At 72.8% G+C, this 18,472-nt stretch carries 19 protein-coding genes; 10 read left to right on the top strand and 9 right to left on the bottom strand.

What is annotated here, in order from left to right:
* Positions 1-113: 113 nt before the first annotated feature.
* On the bottom strand, positions 114-692 hold the full coding sequence (locus tag ABZX85_RS33470; protein WP_355877033.1) for a TetR/AcrR family transcriptional regulator: 579 nt from the start codon (positions 690-692) through the stop codon (positions 114-116).
* Positions 693-782: 90 nt separating this feature from the next.
* Here ABZX85_RS33470 and ABZX85_RS33465 point away from each other — a divergent pair, with 90 nt between their 5' ends.
* From ABZX85_RS33465 to ABZX85_RS33455, 3 genes are all read left to right on the top strand, one after another.
* Positions 783-1,229: a DUF1772 domain-containing protein gene (locus tag ABZX85_RS33465; protein ID WP_355877030.1), complete on the top strand. Its 447-nt coding sequence runs from the start codon at positions 783-785 to the stop codon at positions 1,227-1,229.
* Between the two features lie 604 nt (positions 1,230-1,833).
* Entirely contained in the window at positions 1,834-2,481 is a 648-nt protein-coding gene (locus tag ABZX85_RS33460) for a class I SAM-dependent methyltransferase (protein WP_355877028.1), read from the top strand.
* 81 nt (positions 2,482-2,562) lie between these two features.
* The gene (locus ABZX85_RS33455) at positions 2,563-3,327 is read left to right on the top strand and encodes a class I SAM-dependent methyltransferase (protein ID WP_355877025.1); all 765 of its coding nucleotides are present in this window, start codon (positions 2,563-2,565) and stop codon (positions 3,325-3,327) included.
* A 99-nt stretch (positions 3,328-3,426) separates the two neighbouring features.
* Here the strand turns inward: ABZX85_RS33455 and ABZX85_RS33450 are convergent, their stop codons facing one another.
* Both ABZX85_RS33450 and ABZX85_RS33445 read right to left on the bottom strand, forming a co-directional pair.
* Positions 3,427-4,059 (bottom strand): response regulator transcription factor, encoded by a 633-nt coding sequence (locus ABZX85_RS33450; protein ID WP_355877056.1) that lies wholly within the window; start codon positions 4,057-4,059, stop codon positions 3,427-3,429.
* 53 nt (positions 4,060-4,112) lie between these two features.
* The gene (locus ABZX85_RS33445) at positions 4,113-5,504 is read right to left on the bottom strand and encodes a sensor histidine kinase (RefSeq protein ID WP_355877053.1); all 1,392 of its coding nucleotides are present in this window, start codon (positions 5,502-5,504) and stop codon (positions 4,113-4,115) included.
* 460 nt (positions 5,505-5,964) lie between these two features.
* On the opposite strand from ABZX85_RS33445, the gene ABZX85_RS33440 reads away from it, so the two are divergent.
* The 3 genes from ABZX85_RS33440 (at position 5,965) to ABZX85_RS33430 (ending at position 8,963) form a co-directional block, all read left to right on the top strand.
* On the top strand, positions 5,965-6,822 hold the full coding sequence (locus tag ABZX85_RS33440) for a MaoC/PaaZ C-terminal domain-containing protein (protein WP_355877023.1): 858 nt from the start codon (positions 5,965-5,967) through the stop codon (positions 6,820-6,822).
* A 116-nt stretch (positions 6,823-6,938) separates the two neighbouring features.
* Positions 6,939-8,015 (top strand): Zn-dependent alcohol dehydrogenase, encoded by a 1,077-nt coding sequence (locus ABZX85_RS33435; RefSeq protein WP_355877020.1) that lies wholly within the window; start codon positions 6,939-6,941, stop codon positions 8,013-8,015.
* A 9-nt stretch (positions 8,016-8,024) separates the two neighbouring features.
* The gene (locus ABZX85_RS33430) at positions 8,025-8,963 is read left to right on the top strand and encodes a 3-oxoacyl-ACP reductase (RefSeq protein WP_355877017.1); all 939 of its coding nucleotides are present in this window, start codon (positions 8,025-8,027) and stop codon (positions 8,961-8,963) included.
* Between the two features lie 7 nt (positions 8,964-8,970).
* On the opposite strand, the gene ABZX85_RS33425 is transcribed toward ABZX85_RS33430, so the two are convergent.
* The 3 genes from ABZX85_RS33425 to ABZX85_RS33415 all read right to left on the bottom strand — a co-directional run bounded on the left by ABZX85_RS33425 (position 8,971) and on the right by ABZX85_RS33415 (position 10,904).
* Positions 8,971-9,399, bottom strand: a complete 429-nt coding sequence (locus tag ABZX85_RS33425; protein ID WP_355877014.1) for an HIT family protein — start codon at positions 9,397-9,399, stop codon at positions 8,971-8,973.
* A gap of 76 nt (positions 9,400-9,475) precedes the next feature.
* The gene (locus tag ABZX85_RS33420; RefSeq protein WP_355877011.1) at positions 9,476-9,640 is read right to left on the bottom strand and encodes a hypothetical protein; all 165 of its coding nucleotides are present in this window, start codon (positions 9,638-9,640) and stop codon (positions 9,476-9,478) included.
* 94 nt (positions 9,641-9,734) lie between these two features.
* Positions 9,735-10,904 (bottom strand): hypothetical protein, encoded by a 1,170-nt coding sequence (locus ABZX85_RS33415; RefSeq protein ID WP_355877008.1) that lies wholly within the window; start codon positions 10,902-10,904, stop codon positions 9,735-9,737.
* 391 nt (positions 10,905-11,295) lie between these two features.
* Between ABZX85_RS33415 and ABZX85_RS33410 the strand changes: the two genes are divergently transcribed.
* From ABZX85_RS33410 to ABZX85_RS33400, 3 genes are all read left to right on the top strand, one after another.
* The gene (locus ABZX85_RS33410; protein ID WP_355877005.1) at positions 11,296-12,138 is read left to right on the top strand and encodes a Nif3-like dinuclear metal center hexameric protein; all 843 of its coding nucleotides are present in this window, start codon (positions 11,296-11,298) and stop codon (positions 12,136-12,138) included.
* Entirely contained in the window at positions 12,135-12,878 is a 744-nt protein-coding gene (locus tag ABZX85_RS33405; protein WP_355877050.1) for a C4-type zinc ribbon domain-containing protein, read from the top strand. The genes ABZX85_RS33410 and ABZX85_RS33405 overlap by 4 nt, the downstream gene beginning before the upstream one ends.
* A gap of 509 nt (positions 12,879-13,387) precedes the next feature.
* Positions 13,388-14,746, top strand: coding sequence for a bifunctional RNase H/acid phosphatase (locus ABZX85_RS33400; protein WP_355877047.1), 1,359 nt, complete (start codon positions 13,388-13,390; stop codon positions 14,744-14,746).
* A gap of 70 nt (positions 14,747-14,816) precedes the next feature.
* Here ABZX85_RS33400 and yaaA read toward each other — a convergent pair whose 3' ends face one another.
* A complete protein-coding gene (gene yaaA, locus ABZX85_RS33395; RefSeq protein WP_355877002.1) occupies positions 14,817-15,581 on the bottom strand; it encodes a peroxide stress protein YaaA in 765 nt (254 codons plus the stop codon).
* Between the two features lie 126 nt (positions 15,582-15,707).
* On the opposite strand from yaaA, the gene ABZX85_RS33390 reads away from it, so the two are divergent.
* Positions 15,708-17,132: an RNB domain-containing ribonuclease gene (locus ABZX85_RS33390; RefSeq protein WP_355876999.1), complete on the top strand. Its 1,425-nt coding sequence runs from the start codon at positions 15,708-15,710 to the stop codon at positions 17,130-17,132.
* Here the strand turns inward: ABZX85_RS33390 and ABZX85_RS33385 are convergent.
* Positions 17,083-17,715 carry a hypothetical protein gene (locus ABZX85_RS33385; RefSeq protein WP_355876996.1) on the bottom strand — a complete coding sequence of 211 codons (633 nt, stop codon included), beginning with the start codon at positions 17,713-17,715 and terminating at the stop codon, positions 17,083-17,085. The genes ABZX85_RS33390 and ABZX85_RS33385 overlap by 50 nt on opposite strands.
* Entirely contained in the window at positions 17,712-18,461 is a 750-nt protein-coding gene (locus ABZX85_RS33380; RefSeq protein ID WP_355876994.1) for a MerR family transcriptional regulator, read from the bottom strand. Before ABZX85_RS33380 ends, ABZX85_RS33385 begins: the two co-directional genes overlap by 4 nt.
* Positions 18,462-18,472 lie beyond the last annotated feature (11 nt).

Genomic DNA, 18,472 nt, shown 5'->3' with positions numbered 1-18,472 from the left:
CCACCGCCCGCCGCCGACCCCCCGGCCCGCGCCCCCGGCACCCGGGAAGTGCCGGGGCTTTGGGGCGCGGTTGTCGGGGGCGGTGGGGGTAGGGGGGCCTCGGTGGGGTGGGGTCAGGTGATGGCCAGGCGGGAGACCAGGAGTTCCACCCTGTGCTCGGTGTCCTCCGGGGGGAGGCGGCGGGCTCGGGTGAGGGTGGCCAGGCCGTGGAGGGATGCCCAGAAGAGTTCGGTGAAGAGGCCGGGGCGGACGCCGTCGCCGGCGACCTCGGTGAGGGTTTCCAGGAGGGCGGCGAAGGCGTCCTTCAGGGGCTCCGGGGTGTCCTCCCGCGCGTACGCGAGTCCGCCGTCGAGCTGGAACAGGGCGTCGTAGACCGCGGGGTTGCGCTGGGCGAAGTCGAGGTACGCGCGGGCCAGGGCGGTGACGCGGGTACGGGGGTCCGGTACGGCGGCGGTCGCCGCGCGCATGGCCGCCGCCATCTCCGTGGCACCTTCCAGGGCCACGGCGCCGATGATCTCGCGCTTGCCGCGGAAGTGGCTGTAGAGGACTGGCTGGCTGTACTCGATGCGCTCGGCCAGGCGGCGGGTGGTGACCGCGTCCCAGCCCTGCTGCTCGGCGAGTTCACGGGCCGTCGCGATGATGAGGCGCTCGCGGTTGGCCCGGTCGCGCTCTTTGCGTTCCTGTACCGACATGCCTTGATGCTAGCACCGCTAGACAATCGAGCTGTGGCAGGTCTAGCGTTGCCTCATCAGCTAGCGGCGCTAGAAAACTGGAAGGTCGTCATGCTCTCTGCGCTTGAAGTCGTCACCATCGTGGTCGTCGGCGTGATGGTGGGGGTGGAGTTCTCCGTCGCCTTCGTCATGAACCCGATCCTCAACGCGCTCCCCGGCGACGCCGGTCAGCTCGGCCACGCCCACGGGGGACGCATGCTCGGCGCCCTCATGCCCGTCTGGTACATCGGCTCGCTCGTCCTCGTCGCGGTCTGGGCCGCCGCCGGGTGGGGGCGACAGGGCACCACCCTCGTCGTCATCTCCGCCGGGCTGCTGATCCTCAGCGTGCTCATGTCCGTCCTCCTGCTCGTCCCGATCAACAACCGAGGCAAGACGTGGACCCCGGAGAACCGGCCCGCCGACTGGCAGCAACAACTCAACCGCTGGCTGCGCTGGCACTATGCGCGCGTCGCGGTGATCGTGGGGGCGTTCGGTCTGTTGGCTGCGGCGGTGGTGTGAGGGGGTGCGGGGGCTGTGGGGGTGGCTGGTGTTGGGGTGTGTGGTGGTCGGCGGGGTGTTGGACGCGGTGGTGGGGGTGGAGTGGTTCGGTTGGTTGCGGAGGGGGCGCCGGTTGTTGGCGGACATGTATGGGGCAGCTGGGGGGATTGGGATACCCGGAGCGACCGGCTGGGCCGTGGGGGCGCTGCCTGACGCGGGAGGTTGTCGCCGGGGGCCGGGGGCCGGGGGCCGGGGGCCGGGGGCCGGGGGCCGTGGGCCGGGTGGTGGGTGGTGGGCGGTGGGTGGTGGATCGGGCTGGGGATTCCGATCCGTGGGCGCACGGGATGGGTGCGGGGCTGCGGCCTCCGCCGGGGATGGCCAGGGAGTTGTACGTTGCCGGGCCGTGCTCGCGGGGGCCCCGGGAGTTCGACGTCCTCGCGGCCCTGCGCGCCGGGGTCGGGCTCGTGCGGGGGTGTGGGGTGGTGGCGCTCTGCCCGGCCCGTTCTGGCAGGGCGGCGTTCGTGGTGTTGTCGCGAGTGTACCGGGGTGAGGGGGTGCTGGTCGGGGTGGGGTGGGGGTGCGACAGCATGGGGGCGCACTCGTCGTACTTCCGGAAGGAACCCTCATGGACGCTCTCGTGACTCGGCCCGGCCCGGAGGTTCTGGACGCCTTTCTCGGGGCCAAGGGGTTCATGCCCGAGGACGAGGGGCTGGCGCTCTACGCGGCGGCTGTCGGGGTGGGGGAGCTGGGGCTGCCCCTGCTGGAGGTGGGGACGTACTGCGGGAGGTCCGCCGTGCTGCTCGCGGACGCCGCGCGGCGCGCAGGGGTCGTCGCGCTCACCGTCGATCATCACCGGGGCAGCGAGGAGCAGCAGCCGGGGTGGGAGTACCACGACCCCGAGACCGTCGACCCCGAACTCGGCCTCATGGACACCCTGCCCACCTTCCGCCGCACCCTCCACCGGGCCGGCCTCGAAGACCACGTCGTCGCCCTCGTCGGCCGCTCCCCGCAGATCGCCCGGCTCTGGAACTCCCCCCTCGGACTCGTCTTCATCGACGGCGGCCACACCGACGAGCACGCCACCGCCGACTACGAGGGCTGGGCGCCCCACCTCGCCGAGGGCGGACTCCTCGTCATCCACGACGTCTTCCCCGACCCCGAGGACGAGTTCACCGGCCAGGCGCCCTACCGGATCTACCTCCGGGCGCTGGACTCCGGGGAGTTCGAGGAGATCGGCGTGACGGGGTCCCTCCGGGTGCTGCGCAAGCGGTGAAGTGGCCTGCGCGGCCAGGGGAGTTGCCCCGGTTCGCGCATGCCGTGGCCCGTAAAATGACCTGGTGGGGAAGGGGGCCGGATGGACCGGAACATACGTACCGTCGACGACGTGCTCGACCTGCTGGACAGCCTCTTCGCCCCCGAGGCCGACCGGTGGAGCGGCGGCGCCGGCGGCGACTGGTGGGACACCTTCTACGCGGACCGCTCCCGCCCCGTCCCCTTCTTCGTCGACAAACCCGACGAAAACCTCGCAGCCCTCACCGAACACGGCCCCCTCACCGGCGGTCGCGCCCTCGAACTCGGCTGCGGCCCCGGCCGCAACGCCCGCCACCTCGCCGCCCACGGCTACCACGTCGACGCCGTCGACATCTCCCCGGCCGCCATCCGGTGGGCCGAGGAACGGGCCCGCGAGTCCGGCGTCGACGTCCGCTTCCATCTCGGCGACGCCTTCAAACTCGTCGGCACCGAACTCCCCGGCCCCTACGACCTCGTCTACGACTCCGGCTGCTTCCATCACCTGCCTCCGCACCGTCGGATCAGCTACCTGCGTCTGCTGGACCGGGCCCTCGCACCCGGCGGGTACTTCGGACTGACCTGCTTCGCCGCCGGAGGCATGGGATCGGAACTCTCCGACGCCGCGTTCTACCGGGAGGGCGGCCTCAAGGGAGGGCTCGCCTACACGGCGGATTCACTGCGGGGGATCTTCGGAGAGCTGACCGAGGTCGAACTCCGGAAGATGCGGGAGGAAGGGGAAGGGGAAGGGGAGGCGGGGGAGCCGGGGGAGGAGTCCCCGTACTTCGGCAAGGACTTCCTGTGGACGGCGTTGTTCCGTAAGGCCGGATAGCTCCCGTGTCCCGCTGGCTCCGCGTTCCGCGAGGCCGACTGGTCACACGTCCCCCGAGGTCCGACCGACTGCCGCGTTCCCTCCGGCCGACCCGCCCCGCTACAGCCAACCCTGCTGCCGAGCCTCCCGCAGCGCCTCCGTGCGGTTGCGTGTGCCGGTCTTTCCGATCGCCGACGAGAGGTAGTTGCGGACCGTCGACTCCGACAGCATCAGCCTCTCCGCGATGTCCGCCACGGTCGCGCCGTCGGCCGACGCCTCCAGGACCCCGCGCTCCCGGGTGGTCAGCGGGTTCGGGCCGGCGGTCAGCGCTGCCGCCGCCAGTGCCGGGTCCACCACCGTCTCCCCCATCAGCACCTTCCTGATCGCCTGCGCCAGTTCCTCCACCGGCCCGTCCTTCACCAGGAACCCCGCCGCCCCCGCGTCCATCGCCCGCCGCAGATACCCCGGCCGCCCGAACGTCGTCAGGATCAGCACCCGGCAGTCCGGCACCTCGTCCCGCAACTCCGCCGCCGCGTCCAGCCCGCTCTTGCCCGGCAGCTCGATGTCCAGGAGGGCCACGTCGGGGCGGCACATCAGCGCCGTGTCCACGATGACGTCCCCCGCGCCGATCTGCGCCACCACCTCGATGTCCGGCTCCATCCCGAGCAGCAGCGCCAGCGCGCCTCGCATCATGCCCTGGTCCTCCGCGAGGAGTACCCGGATGGACTTCGAGGGACGGTGACTGCTCGGCATCTCGCTCGCGGCCGGGTCCCTCGGGACGTACGGCGAGTTCAGGGGGCTGCTGGTCACGGGGACAGCCTAGGGCCGGAGCCCGGGGAGGGCGCGGTGTGACGGGACTCCAGGGTGGGGCGCACGGTGTACACGCCCGGCGCACAGGGTTCGGGGTGCCAGCCGTCCACGCTTCCGGCGCCGAACACCGGGTCCCATCGGCTGCCGCCGCCGTCGTACTCCTCGGCCTCCGTCGGCAGCTCGGCCGTCACCGTGAACCCGCCTCGCACTCCCGGGCCGGCTTCCAGCGTGCCGCCGGCCGCCGCGAGGCGTTCGCGGAGACCGATGAGGCCGGTGCCGAGGGTCGGGGGGTTGAGGGGGTCGGCCTGGTCGCCGCAGTCGCCGACTTTGCCGGGGTCGCCCGAGCCGCCGGTGCCGTCGGCGTTGCACGAGCCGGCGTTGTCGCCGGGGCCCTCGGTGTCGCGGGCGATGCTCCTGTCGTCCCTGTCCGCAGTCGCCGGTCCGGTCGTCCGGGGTGTCCGAGGCACCTTGAGGAGCGGGCCGTCGTCCGTCACCGTCAGGCGGACCCGGTCCGGGGTGCCCGTGAGGACGATCGCGCAGTGGGTCGCTCCGCTGTGGCGGACGATGTTGGTGACGGCCTCGCGGACGACCCAGCCGAGGAGGGCCGCCGTCTGCGGGGAGAGAGGCGGGCCGGACTCGGTGATGGTGGGGGAGATGCCGGCGGTGGTGAGGGTGGAGCGGGAGCGGTCCAGCTCGGTGGTGAAGGTGCTCTCGCGGTAGCCGGTGACCGCCTCGCGGATCTCCGTGAGCGCCTGGCGGCCGACCGATTCGATGTCCGTGATCTGCGTCAGCGCCGCCTCCAGGTTCCGGGGGGCCAGGCGGCGGGCGGCCTCCGACTTCACGACGATCACCGAGAGGGTGTGGCCCAGGAGGTCGTGCAGGTCCCGGGAGAAGCGGAGGCGTTCCTTCTCCACCGCCCGCCTCGCCAGCTCCTCGCGGGCGGAGCGCAGTTCCCGCACGGTGTCCGCGAGGGAGAGGACGGCCGCCGTCACCAGCGTCGAGATCCACGTCGTGTACGCCGTGTCCAGGCTGCCCCAGCCCTCCCGCAGGACGCCGACCGTCCCCGCGAGGGTGGCGAGGGCGAGGCTCACCCAGCGGAGGTGCGGCATCCTCACCGCCGCGCCCGTCGCCAGGCCGAGCAGGGGGAAGAAGAGCAGCCACGTACCGCCGTAGCCGATCGCCAGGGCGCAGGTGACCAGGGCGAGCAGCGCGAGGGCGAACCGGGTCGACGTCGCCTCTCTGGTCTCGCGGAGGAAGGCGCGGAAGACGACGTAGATGTAGAGCGAGTTGAAGGTGAGCAGGCCCAGGCCGCCGATCCAGGGGTTCGGGGTCTCGGCCTGGAGGAGGTTCGAGAAGGCGCCGACGCCGATCAGCAGCCAGGGGAGCATGCTGAAGCCGCTCAGCGAGAAGTCCTTGGTGCCGGTCGCTCTCCCCGGCCCGCATTTCCTGTCCGTCCTGTTCATTCCGCGATTCCCCCGTCCGGCTGTGCCGCCGCTTGCCCGATTGCTGTGAGTCACGACGCTACGCGCCTCCCGCCCCCACCCGGCAGAACCGTCCGTACCGACTCCAGCAGTACAAATGTCACACCTCGTGAGCCCCCGCATGGAGGCTGGATCTGATGACTCGTCAGGAGCCTTCACAATCAAACTGCCCTCGGCTATACCTAGGGCGCCGGACTGGAACAGGTTCCATTCCGGACCGTGACGACCTCGGTGCGGCCGACGGTGCGGACAGCCGTACCGAGGTCTTGGTCAAGCCGCACCGAAGCCCGCACCGAAGCCCGCGCAGCACCCCGCCCGACAGCCCGCGCAGCACCCCGCACCGCAGCCCGGCCCCCAGGGAGCCCCCTTGCCCATCGACGCAGCCGAAGCCCTCGCCGCCGCCCCCCGCACCGGCGAGATCTCCTGGACCCGCAAGGACGTGCAGCTCTACCACCTCGGCATCGGCGCCGGCCGCCCCGCGACCGACCCCGACGAACTCCGCTACACCCTGGAGTCCCGCCTGCATGTCCTGCCGAGCTTCGCGACCGTCGCCGGAAACGGCTCCCCCGGAGTGATCAGCGGCCTCTCGATGCCGGGCGTCGACGTCGACCTGTCCCGCGTCCTGCACGGCGGGCAGTCCCTGACGATCCACCGCCCGCTCCCCGCCGAGGGCACCGCCACCGCCACCGGCCGTATCGCCGCCGTGTACGACAAGGGCAAGGCCGCCGTCCTCGTCATGCGCACCGAAGTCACCGACGCCGACGGCCCGTTGTGGACCGGCGACGCGCACATCTTCGTACGGGGGGAGGGCGGCTGGGGCGGCGACCGGGGTCCCTCCGGACGGCTCGAACCCCCCACCGGCGCACCGGACTTGACCGTCGAACGCCCGATCCGCGAGGACCAGGCCCTCCTCTACCGCCTCTCCGGCGACTACAACCCGCTGCACGCCGACCCCGACTTCGCGAAGCACGCCGGGTTCGAACGGCCCATCCTGCACGGCCTGTGCACGTACGGCATGACCCTGAAGGCCGTCGTGGACACGGTGTTGGACGGAGACGTGACCCAAGTCCGCTCCTACGACACGCGGTTCGCCGGAGTCGTGTACCCGGGGGAGACGCTGCGCGTGCGCATGTGGCGCGGCGAGGGGGCCGTACGGGTCGCGGTGAGCGCCGTCGAGCGGGACGACGCGGCGGTCCTCGCCGACACGATCGTCCGACACGCATGACCGGACACGGCATGACCGGACACGCACGACCCGACACGCACGATCCCGACATGCCTGGTCCCAACTCACCTGATCCCGGCGTGTCCTGACAGGAAGCCTTGAGGGGAGCCGCAGCCATGCGCGCAGCCGTACTGCACGAGATCGGTCAGGACAAGCTGGAGGTCCTCGACGACGTCGAGGCCGTGGGGTTCGGGCCCGGCAGGGTCCGTATCCGGGTACGGGCCACGGGGCTGTGCCACTCGGACCTGTCCGCGATGAGCGGGGTGCTGCCGCAACCGGGGCCGTTCGTGCCAGGGCACGAGGGCGCGGGCGAGATCCTCGAAGTCGGCGAAGGCGTGGGCAACTTGGCGGTCGGTGACCGGGTCGTCGTCTGCTGGCTGCCCGCCTGCGGAGCCTGTCCCGCCTGCAAGCGCGGCCAGACCGAGCTGTGCCTCGCCGGGTTCATGAACGCCGGAACCCCCAACTTCCGTCGCCCCGGCGGCGATGTGTTCGGCTTCGCGGGGACCGGCACCTTCGCCGAGGAGGTCGTCGTCGACGCCGGATGCGCGGTGCCGATCCCCGAGGACGTGCCCTTCGACATCGCCGCGCTCATCGGCTGCGGCGTGACGACGGGGCTCGGCGCGGCCCTCAACACCGCTGACGTGGAAGCCGGTTCGTCCGTCGCGGTGATCGGCTGCGGAGGCGTCGGGATCTCCGCGATCCAGGGCGCGCGGCTCAAGGGCGCCGCCGAGATCGTCGCCGTCGACCCGGTCGCCTCCCGCCGTGAGGCCGCGCTCAAGTTCGGTGCCACGAAGGCGGTTTCACCCGAGGAGCTGCCCGGCGCGAAGCAAGAGGTCACCGGCGGCGAGGGGTTCGACTACGTCTTCGAGGTCGTCGGCCGCTCCGCCACCGCCCGCACCGCCTACGAGAACACCCGGCGCGGCGGCACCCTCGTCGTCGTCGGCGCGGGCGCGATGGACGACTTCCTCCAACTCAACATGTTCGAGCTGTTCTTCGACGAGAAGCGGATACTCCCGTCCATGTACGGCGGCGGCGACGTCCTGCGCTCCTACGAACGGACCATCGCCCTCTGGCGGGCCGGCCGCATCGACCTCGCCGGGCTCATCACGCACCGCGTCCCCCTCGCCGACGTCAACGAGGCCCTCGACCAGATGCGCACCGGGACCGCCCTGCGCACCTGCATCGAGATCTGAGGCGACGTCATGTCCCGTCCCCTCGAAGGGCTTTCGGCGATCGTCACCGGCGCCGGACGCGGACTCGGCCGCGCCGAGGCCCTTGAACTGGCCCGGCTGGGCGCGGCCGTCGTCGTCAACGACTACGGACAGGCCGGCCGCGACGGCTCCGGCGAGGCGTCCGCCACCCCCGCGGAGGAGGTCGCCGCCGAGATCCGCGCGGCGGGCGGCGAGGCCACCGCCCACACCGGCGACGTCTCCGACTTCCAACAGGCCCGCGAGCTGGTCGAGTTGGCGATCGACACGTACGGCGAGCTGGCCGTCCTCGTCAACAACGCGGGCATCCTGCGTGACCGGATGGTCTTCTCCATGACCGAGGGGGAGTGGGACGCCGTCGTCCGCGTCCACCTCAAAGGGCACTTCAACACGACCCGGTTCGCCGCCGCGCACTGGCGTGAACGCGCGAAGCGGGAAGGGGGGCCGGTGTACGGGCGGATCGTCAACACGTCCTCCGAAGCGTTCCTCGCGGGATCGGCCGGACAGCCCAACTACGCCGCCGCGAAAGGGGGGATCGTCGGGCTCACCGTCTCCACCGCCCTCGCCCTCACCAAGTACGGCGTCACCGCCAACGTCATCTGCCCCCGTGCCCGCACCCGGATGACCGAGGACGTCTTCGCCTCGGTCGAGGAACCGGACCAGGGGATCGACCCGCTCTCCCCCGAGCATGTCGCCCCCCTCGTCGGCTACTTGGCCTCCCCCGCCGCCGCCCGGATCAATGGTCAGCTCCTCGTCGTGCACGGCGGCATGGTCGCCGTCGTCGAACGCCCCCGCGTCCGGGCCAAGTTCGACAGCAAACAGGACGCGTTCACGTACGACGAACTGGACGCCGTCCTGACACCGCACTACGCCGAGCGGCCGAGCGGGGAGACGTTCGGGGCGGCCGAAGTGCTGGGGCTGCGGCGGGAGTAGAGGGACCTCAGTCGGCCAACTCCCTCCTGATCGCCTCCGCCGCCCGCCCCTGCCTCTCGTCTCCCGCAGGCAGCCGTGCGGCGGGGTCCGGCCAGAGCGGGCCGAACGAGTCCCCGTACCAGCGCGGCACCAGATGCACATGGAGATGGAACACCGTCTGAGTGGCCGCCGCCCCGGCCGAGTTGACGACGTTCAGCCCGTCGGGGGAGAGGGCGTGGCGCAGGGCGGGGGCCAACTTGACGAGGGCCGAGGCGAGATGGTGCGCCTCGGACTCCGACAGCTCCCAGAGATCGCGGACATGAGCCCGGGGGACCAGCAGGGTGTGGCCGACTGCCGCCGGGTACAGGGGAAGGAACGCGAGCGTACGGTCGTCCGCGTACACGATCTCGGCGGGACCGTCGCCCGCGACGATGTCGCAGAAGACGCACGTCGACACAGGGGCCTCCCCGAAGAGCGAAGGCCCCGCCGATCACCGCGAGGTGACCAGCGAGGCCCGCTGTGTGTGAACCGCCTTACGCGGCGGCCGTTTCGGCCTGCTCCGTCGGCCTGCGGTGCCGGCCGTGCGATGCGGTGTCGCCGTCGTGGTTCGACTGCGGTCCGCGGTGGCGGCCGTGGCCGTTCGTCTCGGTGCCGTGCGTCTCGGTGGACGGCGGCTGCATGGTGCTTGCGTCGCTCATCGGAAGTGCTCCACCCCGTAAACATGATCTTTCTTACAGCGCGGCGAGTCTATCGAGCGACACTGAGAACGAGGCGGCGTGCCGGGCGGGGCGGCTACTTCGTTACAAGTTTGTCGAGTGGCGCCTGCTGCAAGGGCACCGGACGCGGCACGGCGGCCTCCCGCCCCACCCCAACCCCCTCCCGCCCCACCCCGACTCCCTCCCGCTCCCCCCCGACCCCCTCCCGCTCCCCCCAGACTCCCTCCCGGCGAACCTCGACCCCCTCCCACACCCGCACCCGAGCCACCCCGCAAGGCTCGTCCCCCGTCGAGTACGGCAACCCCAGCACCCCCTCCGCCGACCACCACCCGCTCCCCGCCAACCACCCCTCCGGCGCCCCGACTTGACGCACCCGCCGATCCGCCGCCCGCCAAGTCCCCACCCAGCACCCGAACGCCCCGTCGACCCGCAGCGCCACCGCACAGCTCTCCGGCAGCAGCACCTGCCCCGGCTGCACGGCGAACGGCGTCACCGAACACCCCGGCAGCCGCAGCGACTCGGGAAAGCGGACCGGCAGCGTACTGCCCAACACCCCCCACCCCAGCCGGGGTTCACCCGGCGCGTCCGAGCGGATCAACAGGAGCCCGCTGTCCGGATCGGCGAGCAGCAGCCGGTCGTCGCTCTCCTCGGTGATCTGGAGGAGCGGCGACACAGCCCCGTCCCGCCCGAGATCGACCACAACCGCCTTGGTGCGCCCGCCCAGTTCACGATCGACGGCCAGCATCCGCCCGTCCGGGTCCAGCCACACCCCGCCGCCGCACCGCCCCGGCACCTCGGCCAGCCGCTCGGGCCCGGACGCGCCCCCGGCCACCTGCCACACGACCGTCGACGCCTCGCCCACCGCGAGCGCGAACACCCGCTTCCCGCACGGCGAGGGCGGCAGCAGCGACAGCTCCGTACACTCCACCGCCCCGAGCTGCACCTCTCCCGTCCCGGGCCCCGTCGGGTACAACAGCGAGAAGAGGTGCCGCCCTTCGATCCGCCGATGGATCAACACCCGCCCGTCGGCGAGGGGTTGGACCTCGGTCCCGGCCTCCTCGGGCTGCGCGCCGGGCAGCGGTACGACGTACGCCTCCGGTCCCCCCAGCGACCATCTCTCCGGGAACCACGCGTCCCCGTCCCGGGCGAGCCGCGCCCCGTACCCCCCGTCCGCAGTGATCACGCAACCCGCTCCCGTCGCCCCCTCCGCGTCCCCCGCGGTCGGTTCGATCACACAAGCCGTCATCGTCCGATCACCTCCGCCGCCGAAGCTAGTTTTCGTACGCGCGGCCGTGGGACCACCGGGTCCCACTTCGCTCGTACGAGTGGCGCAGAAGCGATTCCTCTGAGGCGGGGGCGGGTTTTGTGCCTCGGGGGCGAGCCGAGGGGGAGGGGGACGACGGGAGCGGGGGACCCGGCGACGTACAGAAGGGGACGAGGGGACCCGGCGACGGAGACGGCGCGGCTCGCCCCCGCCGCCCTGATCGACCCCACCCGCACCCCACCCCCTCGCCGCCCTGATCGGACACCGCCCCCACCTCACCCGTCCCCACCCCGAGCACCACCCCCCGCCCCCGCACCGCAGGTATCCGTGCGACCGGTATGTTCCACAGGAACCGGCAGGTAGCCTTGGGTGTGTGCCCCGTCTGTCTGAAGTCATCGCCGCGCTGGAGAGTCTGTGGCCCGCCGAGCGGGCCGAGTCGTGGGACGCGGTCGGTACCGTCGTGGGCGATCCCGAGCAGGAGGTCGGCCGGGTGCTGTTCGCCGTCGACCCCGTCCAGGAGATCGTCGAGGAGGCGGTGAAACTCGGCGCGGACCTGCTGGTCACGCACCATCCGCTCTATCTGCGGGGCACCACCACCGTCGCCGCGTCGACCTTCAAGGGCCGTGTCGTGCACACGCTCATCAAGCACGACATCGCCCTGCACGTCGCCCACACCAACGCCGACACCGCCGACCCCGGCGTCTCCGACGCCCTCGCCGGCGCGCTCGGCCTGCGCGTCGTCCGGCCGCTCGTCCCCGACACCACCGACCCGCACGGCCGGCGTGGCCTCGGCCGCGTCTGCGAACTCGACCACCCGCTGACCGTACGGGAGTTCGCCGCCCGCGCCGCCGAACGGCTGCCCGCCACCGCGCAGGGCGTCCGGGTGGCCGGCGACCCCGAGGCCGTCGTCCGCACGGTCGCCGTCAGCGGCGGCTCCGGCGACAGCCTCTTCGCGTACGTCCGCGCTGCGGGCGTCGACGCGTTCCTGACCGCGGACCTGCGCCACCACCCGGCGTCCGAGGCCCGCGCGGAGCACCCCCTCGCGCTGCTCGACGCCGCGCACTGGGCCACCGAGTGGCCCTGGTGCGAGCAGGCCGCCGCCCAGCTCGACGCGGTCTCCGAACGCGAGGGCTGGGGTCTGCGCACCCACGTCTCCGCCACGGTCACCGACCCCTGGACCAGCCATTCCGCATCCCCCTTTGGAGCCCCCAACTGAACGCCGCGCCCGCCGACCAGAACCGCCTTCTCGACGTCCAGGCCCTCGACGTCCGACTCCAGCAGCTCGCCCACAAGCGCCGGTCGCTGCCCGAGCACGCCGAGATCGAGTCGCTCGGCAAGGACCTCACGCAACTGCGTGACCTGCTCGTCGCCGCGACGACCGAGGAGAGCGACTGCTCCCGCGAGCAGACGAAGGCCGAGCAGGACGTCGACCAGGTCCGCCAGCGCGCCGTGCGCGATCAGCAGCGGCTGGACTCCGGGGCCGTGACCTCGCCGAAGGACCTGGAGAACCTCCAGCGCGAGATCGTCTCCCTCGCCAAGCGGCAGAGCGACCTCGAAGATGTCGTCCTCGAAGTCATGGAGCGCCGGGAGTCCGCGCAGGAGCGGGTCGCCGAGCTGACGGAGCGCGTCGGGGCGGTCCAGGGGAAGATCGACGACGCGACCGCGCGCCGTGAAGCCGCCTTCGGGGAGATCGACGGCGAGACCGGGACCGTCACGAAGGAGCGCGGCGTCGTCGCCGGGGCCGTACCGGGCGACCTCCTCAAGCTGTACGACAAGCTGCGCGAGCAGCAGGGCGGGATCGGCGCGGCCAAGCTGTACGCCCGGACCTGCCAGGGCTGCCGCCAGGAGCTGGCCGCCGCGGAACTCGCCGAGATCCGCAAGGCGCCGTCGGACGCGGTGGTGCGCTGCGAGAACTGCCGACGGATTCTGGTTCGCACGGTCGAGTCGGGGCTGTAGGAGGGGTGGGGGTCGGGGCCGGGAGCGAGGCTGGTTCCGGAGCTGATTCCGGAGCTGAGGCCGGAGCCGGGGTCGGAGCCGGGGTCGGGGTCGGGGAGATTTCGGGGGGTTCGGGCGTGGAGTTCGGGGTTGTCTCGGGGTACGGCTCAGGGGTGGCTTCGGGGGCGGACGAGGGTTCGGGGGTGGTCTCCGGGGGCGGCTCGACGCCGGATCTGGGCGCGGCTCCGGGGCCGGCCGGGGTTCTGGACTCGACCTTGGCTTCCGACGCCGACGCCAGCGCCAATCCTGATGCCGATGCCGATGCCGATGCCGATGCCGATGCCGATGCCGATGCCAGCGCCGATGCCGACGCCGTCCCTGGCCCCGATGCCGCCGTCGAGCTCGACCACCCCATCGACCCCGTCTCCGCCGAGGCCCCGGCTCCGACGCCGGGTCCCGCTTCGGCCGCCGTTCCCGCCGAGGCCCCGCCCTCGACGCCGGACGCCCCTGCCGTCGGCGTCCCCGTCGAGCTGATCGTCGAGGCCGACGGGGGGTCTCGGGGGAACCCCGGGCCCGCCGGGTACGGGGCCGTCGTGGTCGACGCCGGTACGGGAGAGCTGCTCGTCGAACGGTCGGGGTTCCTCGGGGTCGCCACCAACAACGTCGCCGAGTACAGCGGTCTGCTGGCCGGACTGCGGGCGGCCCGCTCCCTGAACCCCGCCGCGAGGGTCCGCGTCCGGATGGACTCCAAGCTCGTCGTCGAGCAGATGTCCGGCCGCTGGCAGATCAAACACCCCGCCCTCCGCCCCCTCGCCACCGAGGCCCGCCGGACCCTCCCCACCGGCCAGGTCTCCTACGAGTGGATGCCCCGCGCCCAGAACAAACGCGCGGACCGCCTGGCGAACAAGGCGATGGACGCGGGCCAACGGGGCGAGGCACCGATCGAGGACCCGATCCGTACGACCCTGGCGAGCACCGTCGCCGTACAGGGCGAGCTGGACGACGGTGAGGTGGACGACGGCGAGGCCGCGGGCGGCGTTGCTACGGACGTTGCTCCAGCGGGCGGAGTCGCCACGAGCGGCACTGCTGACGTCACTCCCGTGGGCGCCATTCCCACCGACCTCACTCCTGCGGACGCCGCTCCCGTGGACGCCACTCCCGCAACCCGCCTTACCCCGAGCCGCGCCGAAACCCCCGCACCCCCCAGCCCCGCACCCCCCAGCCCCGCACCCCGCCCCACAACCGTCACCGCCGCCCCCGACATGAGCCCCCCCGCCACCCTCGTCCTCCTCCGACACGGCGAAACCCCCCTCACCCCCCAGAAGCGCTTCTCGGGCAGCGGCGGATCGGACCCCGCCCTCTCCGACGCCGGCCGCGAACAGGCCGCCCGGGTCGCCGAGGCCCTCGCCCGCAGGGGGACCATCGAGGCGATCGTCACCTCCCCGCTGGCCCGCACCCGCGAGACCGCCGAGGCCGTCGCCGTACGCCTCGGTCTGGACGTCGTCGTCGAGGACGGCCTGCGGGAGACGGACTTCGGCGCCTGGGAGGGGCTCACGTTCGGTGAGGTCCGCGAGCGGTACCCGGCGGACATGAACGTCTGGCTGGGCGACCCCGAGGCCCGTCCGACGGGCGGGGGCGAGAGCTTCGCGGAGGTGGCGGAACGGGTCGCCGAGGCCAGGGACCGCCTGACGGCGACGTACGCCGGCCGGACGGTCCTCGTCGTCAGCCACGTCACCCCGATCAAGACCCTGATCCGCCTCGCCCTGGGCGCCCCGCCCGAGGCCCTCTTCCGCATGGACCTCTCCGCCGCGTCCCTGTCCGCGGTGGCCTACTACGCCGACGGCAACGCGAGCGTGCGGCTGATGAACGAGACGTCACACCTGCGCTGAGCGCCGCCGCCCGAGGAGCCGTACGAGACCGGCGGGCGCACGCCTCCCCGGGGCACCCGGCCCCTCCCGCTCAGTGCACCTCGTCCACCAGCACGTCCAGCTTGCCCACCCCCGCGACCTCCACCACGTACCCCAACCCCCGCAGCACCTCCACGAGTTCCTCCGGCCCCGCGGGCTCCGCCCCCGACAGCAGCAGGCTCCGTACGATCCGCCCCTTCGTCGCCTTGTTGAAGTGGCTGACGACCTTCCGGGTCGGCGCGTGCAGCACCCGGACCGTCGCCGTCCGCCCCGCGACCTCCCCCTTCGGCTTCCACGCCCCGGCGTACGCGGACGACCGCAGATCGAGCACGAGCCCCTCCCCGGCCGCCTCCGGCAGCACCCCGGCCATCGCCCCCCGCCAGTACGCCCCGAGCGCCCCGACCCCCGGCAGCTTCACGCCCATCGAGCACCGGTACGACGGAATCCGGTCGGTGACCCGGACGGCCCCCCACAGCCCGGAGAAGATGAGCAGCGAACGCCCGGCGCGGGCGGCGGCGTCCGCGTCGAGGGTCGCGAGCCCGAGCGCGTCGTACAGCACCCCGGTGTAGATCTCCCCGGCGGGCCGGGCCCCCGCGTTCGGCAGGTCGGCGTTCTTCGCGACCTCTCCCCGGAGCCCCTCGCTGAGCCCCAGCACCTCGCGGGCCTTCTCCTCGTCGCCCGCGCACAGTTCGACGAGTTCCCGCAGGACCGCCTCCCGGGCCTCCCGCAACCCCGGAAGCGACAACGCCTCCACCTTCACCGGCGCCCCCGTCCCAGAGGAAGCCTTGCCTTCGGACGGCGGAAGCAGCACAAGCACGAACGCTCTCCTTAACGACAACTCCCCCCAGCGTAAGCGGCCACCACGCCACGACCGGACTCCTGCCACGCCACCCCCTCACCCCCTGCACATGCCCCACCCCCCGCCCCGCCCTACGCTCGACCCATGCCCCGCCGCCCCATTCACGTGACCGGCGCCCCCGAAGCCCCCCTCCGGGCCGCCCTCGCAGCCCTGCGTACCGAACTGGGAATCCCGGACGCCTTCCCGCCGGAGGTCCTCGCGGAGGCGGACGAGGCCGCGAAGCACCCCACCCTGCCGGCGCACGACGCGACGGACATCCCCTTCCTGACGATCGACCCACCGGGCTCGACCGACCTGGACCAGGCCCTGCACCTGTCCCGGCAGGGCACCGGCTACCGCGTCCACTACGCGATCGCCGACGTTGCCGCGTTCGTCACCCCGGGCGGCGCGCTCGACGCGGAGACCCACCGCAGGGTGACGACCCTGTACTTCCCGGACACCAGGGTCCCCCTGCACCCGAACGTCCTCGGCGAGGGCGCGGCCAGCCTCCTCCCGGACCGGACCCGCCCGGCCGCGCTCTGGACGATCGACCTGGACCCGGACGGCCGGACGACCTCGGTGGACGTCCGCCGCGCCCTCGTCCGCAGCCGCGCCCGGCTCGACTACGCCGGCGTCCAGAAGCAGCTCGACACCGGCACCGCGGAGGAGCCCCTCGCCCTGCTCAAGACCATCGGTGAGCTGCGGGAACGCCTGGAGGCCGAGCGCGGCGGGATCTCCCTGAACGTCCCGGAACAGGAGATCGTGGAGCGCGACGACACGTACGAGCTGACGTACCGCGCGCCCCTCCCGGCGGACGGCTGGAACGCCCAGCTCTCCCTGCTGACCGGCATGGCGGCGGCCGACCTGATGCTGTCGTACGGCACGGGAGTCCTCCGCACCCTCCCGGTCGCCCCGGACGGCGCCGTCGGCCGTCTGCGCAGGGTCGCCCAGGCGCTCCGCATCGACTGGCCCCACCATGTCCCGTACTCCCTCCTCATCCGCTCCCTCGATCCGCGCGACCCCCGCCACGCGGCCTTCCTCCAGGAGTGCACGAGCCTCCTGCGCGGCGCCGGCTACACCGTCTTCCGGGACGGCACCCTGCCCGACCTCACCACCCACGCGGCCGTCGCCGCTCCGTACGCCCACTGCACGGCCCCCCTCCGCCGCCTCGCCGACCGCTACGCCACCGAGCTGTGCCTCGCGGCGGTGGCCGGGGAGCCGCCGCCGGAGTGGGTCCTCGCCGCCCTGGACGCGCTCCCGGAGCGGATGGCGGAGGGCGGTCACCGGTCGAACGCCGTGGAGCGGGCCTGCGTGGACATCGTCGAGGCCGCCGTCCTCGCCGGGCATGTCGGCGAGACCTTCGACGCCTGCGTCATCGACCTGGAGAACCACCACGGCACCGTCCATCTGGAGTCCCCCGCTGTCGTCGGCCGTATCGACGGCGATCACCTTCCTCTCGGCGAACACCTCCGCGTCCGCCTCACCCGAGCCGACCCTGCGACACGCACGGTCCGCTTCGCACCCGCCTGACCACCTGTCCGACCTCCCGCTCGATCTCCCGCTCGATCTCCTGGACGACACCGTCGGCGTCGTCCGCGTGGAACCGCACCACCCGCACCTCCCGGGCCCGCCCCAGCAGCCCTCGGTGGACCACCGGGTCCGTCAGCTCCAGCGTGACGGAGGTCTGTCCGCCGACCGCCAGGTTCAGCTCGCCGTCCGCCTCGGCGTGGGAGAACCGGGTCTCGCGGCGGACGCCGGCTATTCGGTCGTGGGGGAGACGGAGGTCGACCTGCCCGGCGTAGCGGACCCGCAGCGCGTCCGCCTCCAGGAGATGCGGCCGGACCACGCAGGAGGCGTGCAGTCCGAGGACCAGGGCGAGGGTGTAGACGTCGAGCGCGAACACCGCCCAGTGCACGACGGGGTACTCCCAGAGCAGGGCGGCCATCCCGACCGTCTCGATCACGCACACGAACACGATCGCCGCGGTCGTCGACCCCTGCCCCCGCATGTACGCCAGCCGCCGGCCCTCGCCGGTGCGCCGCCGCCCCGCCCACCGCGCGAGGTCGGCCCACATCCGGCCCTGATGCCGGGCCAGCGTCCGGACGACGCTCATGTCTCCACCCCCAGGATCTCCAGCGCCCGCCGGATCGCCGCCGCCTGACCGGGCGGGAAGTCGGCGTAGAAGGCGCGCAGGAACGTGCTGTCGGGCTCGGTCGGCCCTTCGGGCAGCAGGCCCGGCGGCACGCACTCGGCGAGCCGGTGCGCGGCGGCCTCCACGCGCGGGTCGTCCGCGGTGACCTCGGCCAGCGCGTCGAGCAGGGCGTACGCCTCGTTCGCCCGCGCGATGGTCTCCGGGGACTCCGCGACCGACCCCACCGCCGCCAGCAGCCGTTCCCTGGCCTCCGGGGGTGCCGCCGTCTCGATCAGGGCCAGCAGTTCGCGGTCCTTCGCGGCCATCGGGGAGTCGGTGAGCCCGGCGGAGGTCCGCGCGAACAGCTCCGCCAGCTCCGGGGAGACGGGGCCCTCGGGCGACAGCTCGCCCGCCTCCAGGAGGACCCGCAGCCGGGCCCGTCTCTCCCGGATCGCCGTCTCCTGCCGGGCCAGGTCCTCGTCCAGCTCTTCGAGGACCTCGGTGAGGTCCTTCCCGGCGTCGTCCGCCAGGACGTCCCGCACCTCCCCCAGGCCCACGCCCAGCTCGGTCAGCCGGCGGATTCTCGCCAGGGCGACCGCGTGTCGGAGGGTGTAGTCCCGATAGCCGTTCGAGAGGCGGTCCGGCTCCGGGAGCAGGCCCAGGTGGTGGTAGTGGCGTACGGCCCGGGTGGTGACGCCGACGGTCTCCGCGAGTTCTCCGATCCTCATGCCCATCAGTA

The organism is Streptomyces sp. NPDC004539, assembly GCF_040610055.1.
Lineage (GTDB): Bacteria > Actinomycetota > Actinomycetes > Streptomycetales > Streptomycetaceae > Streptomyces.
Note: the sequence above shows the minus strand (reverse complement) of the source record. Positions and strands in the feature narration are given on the sequence as shown.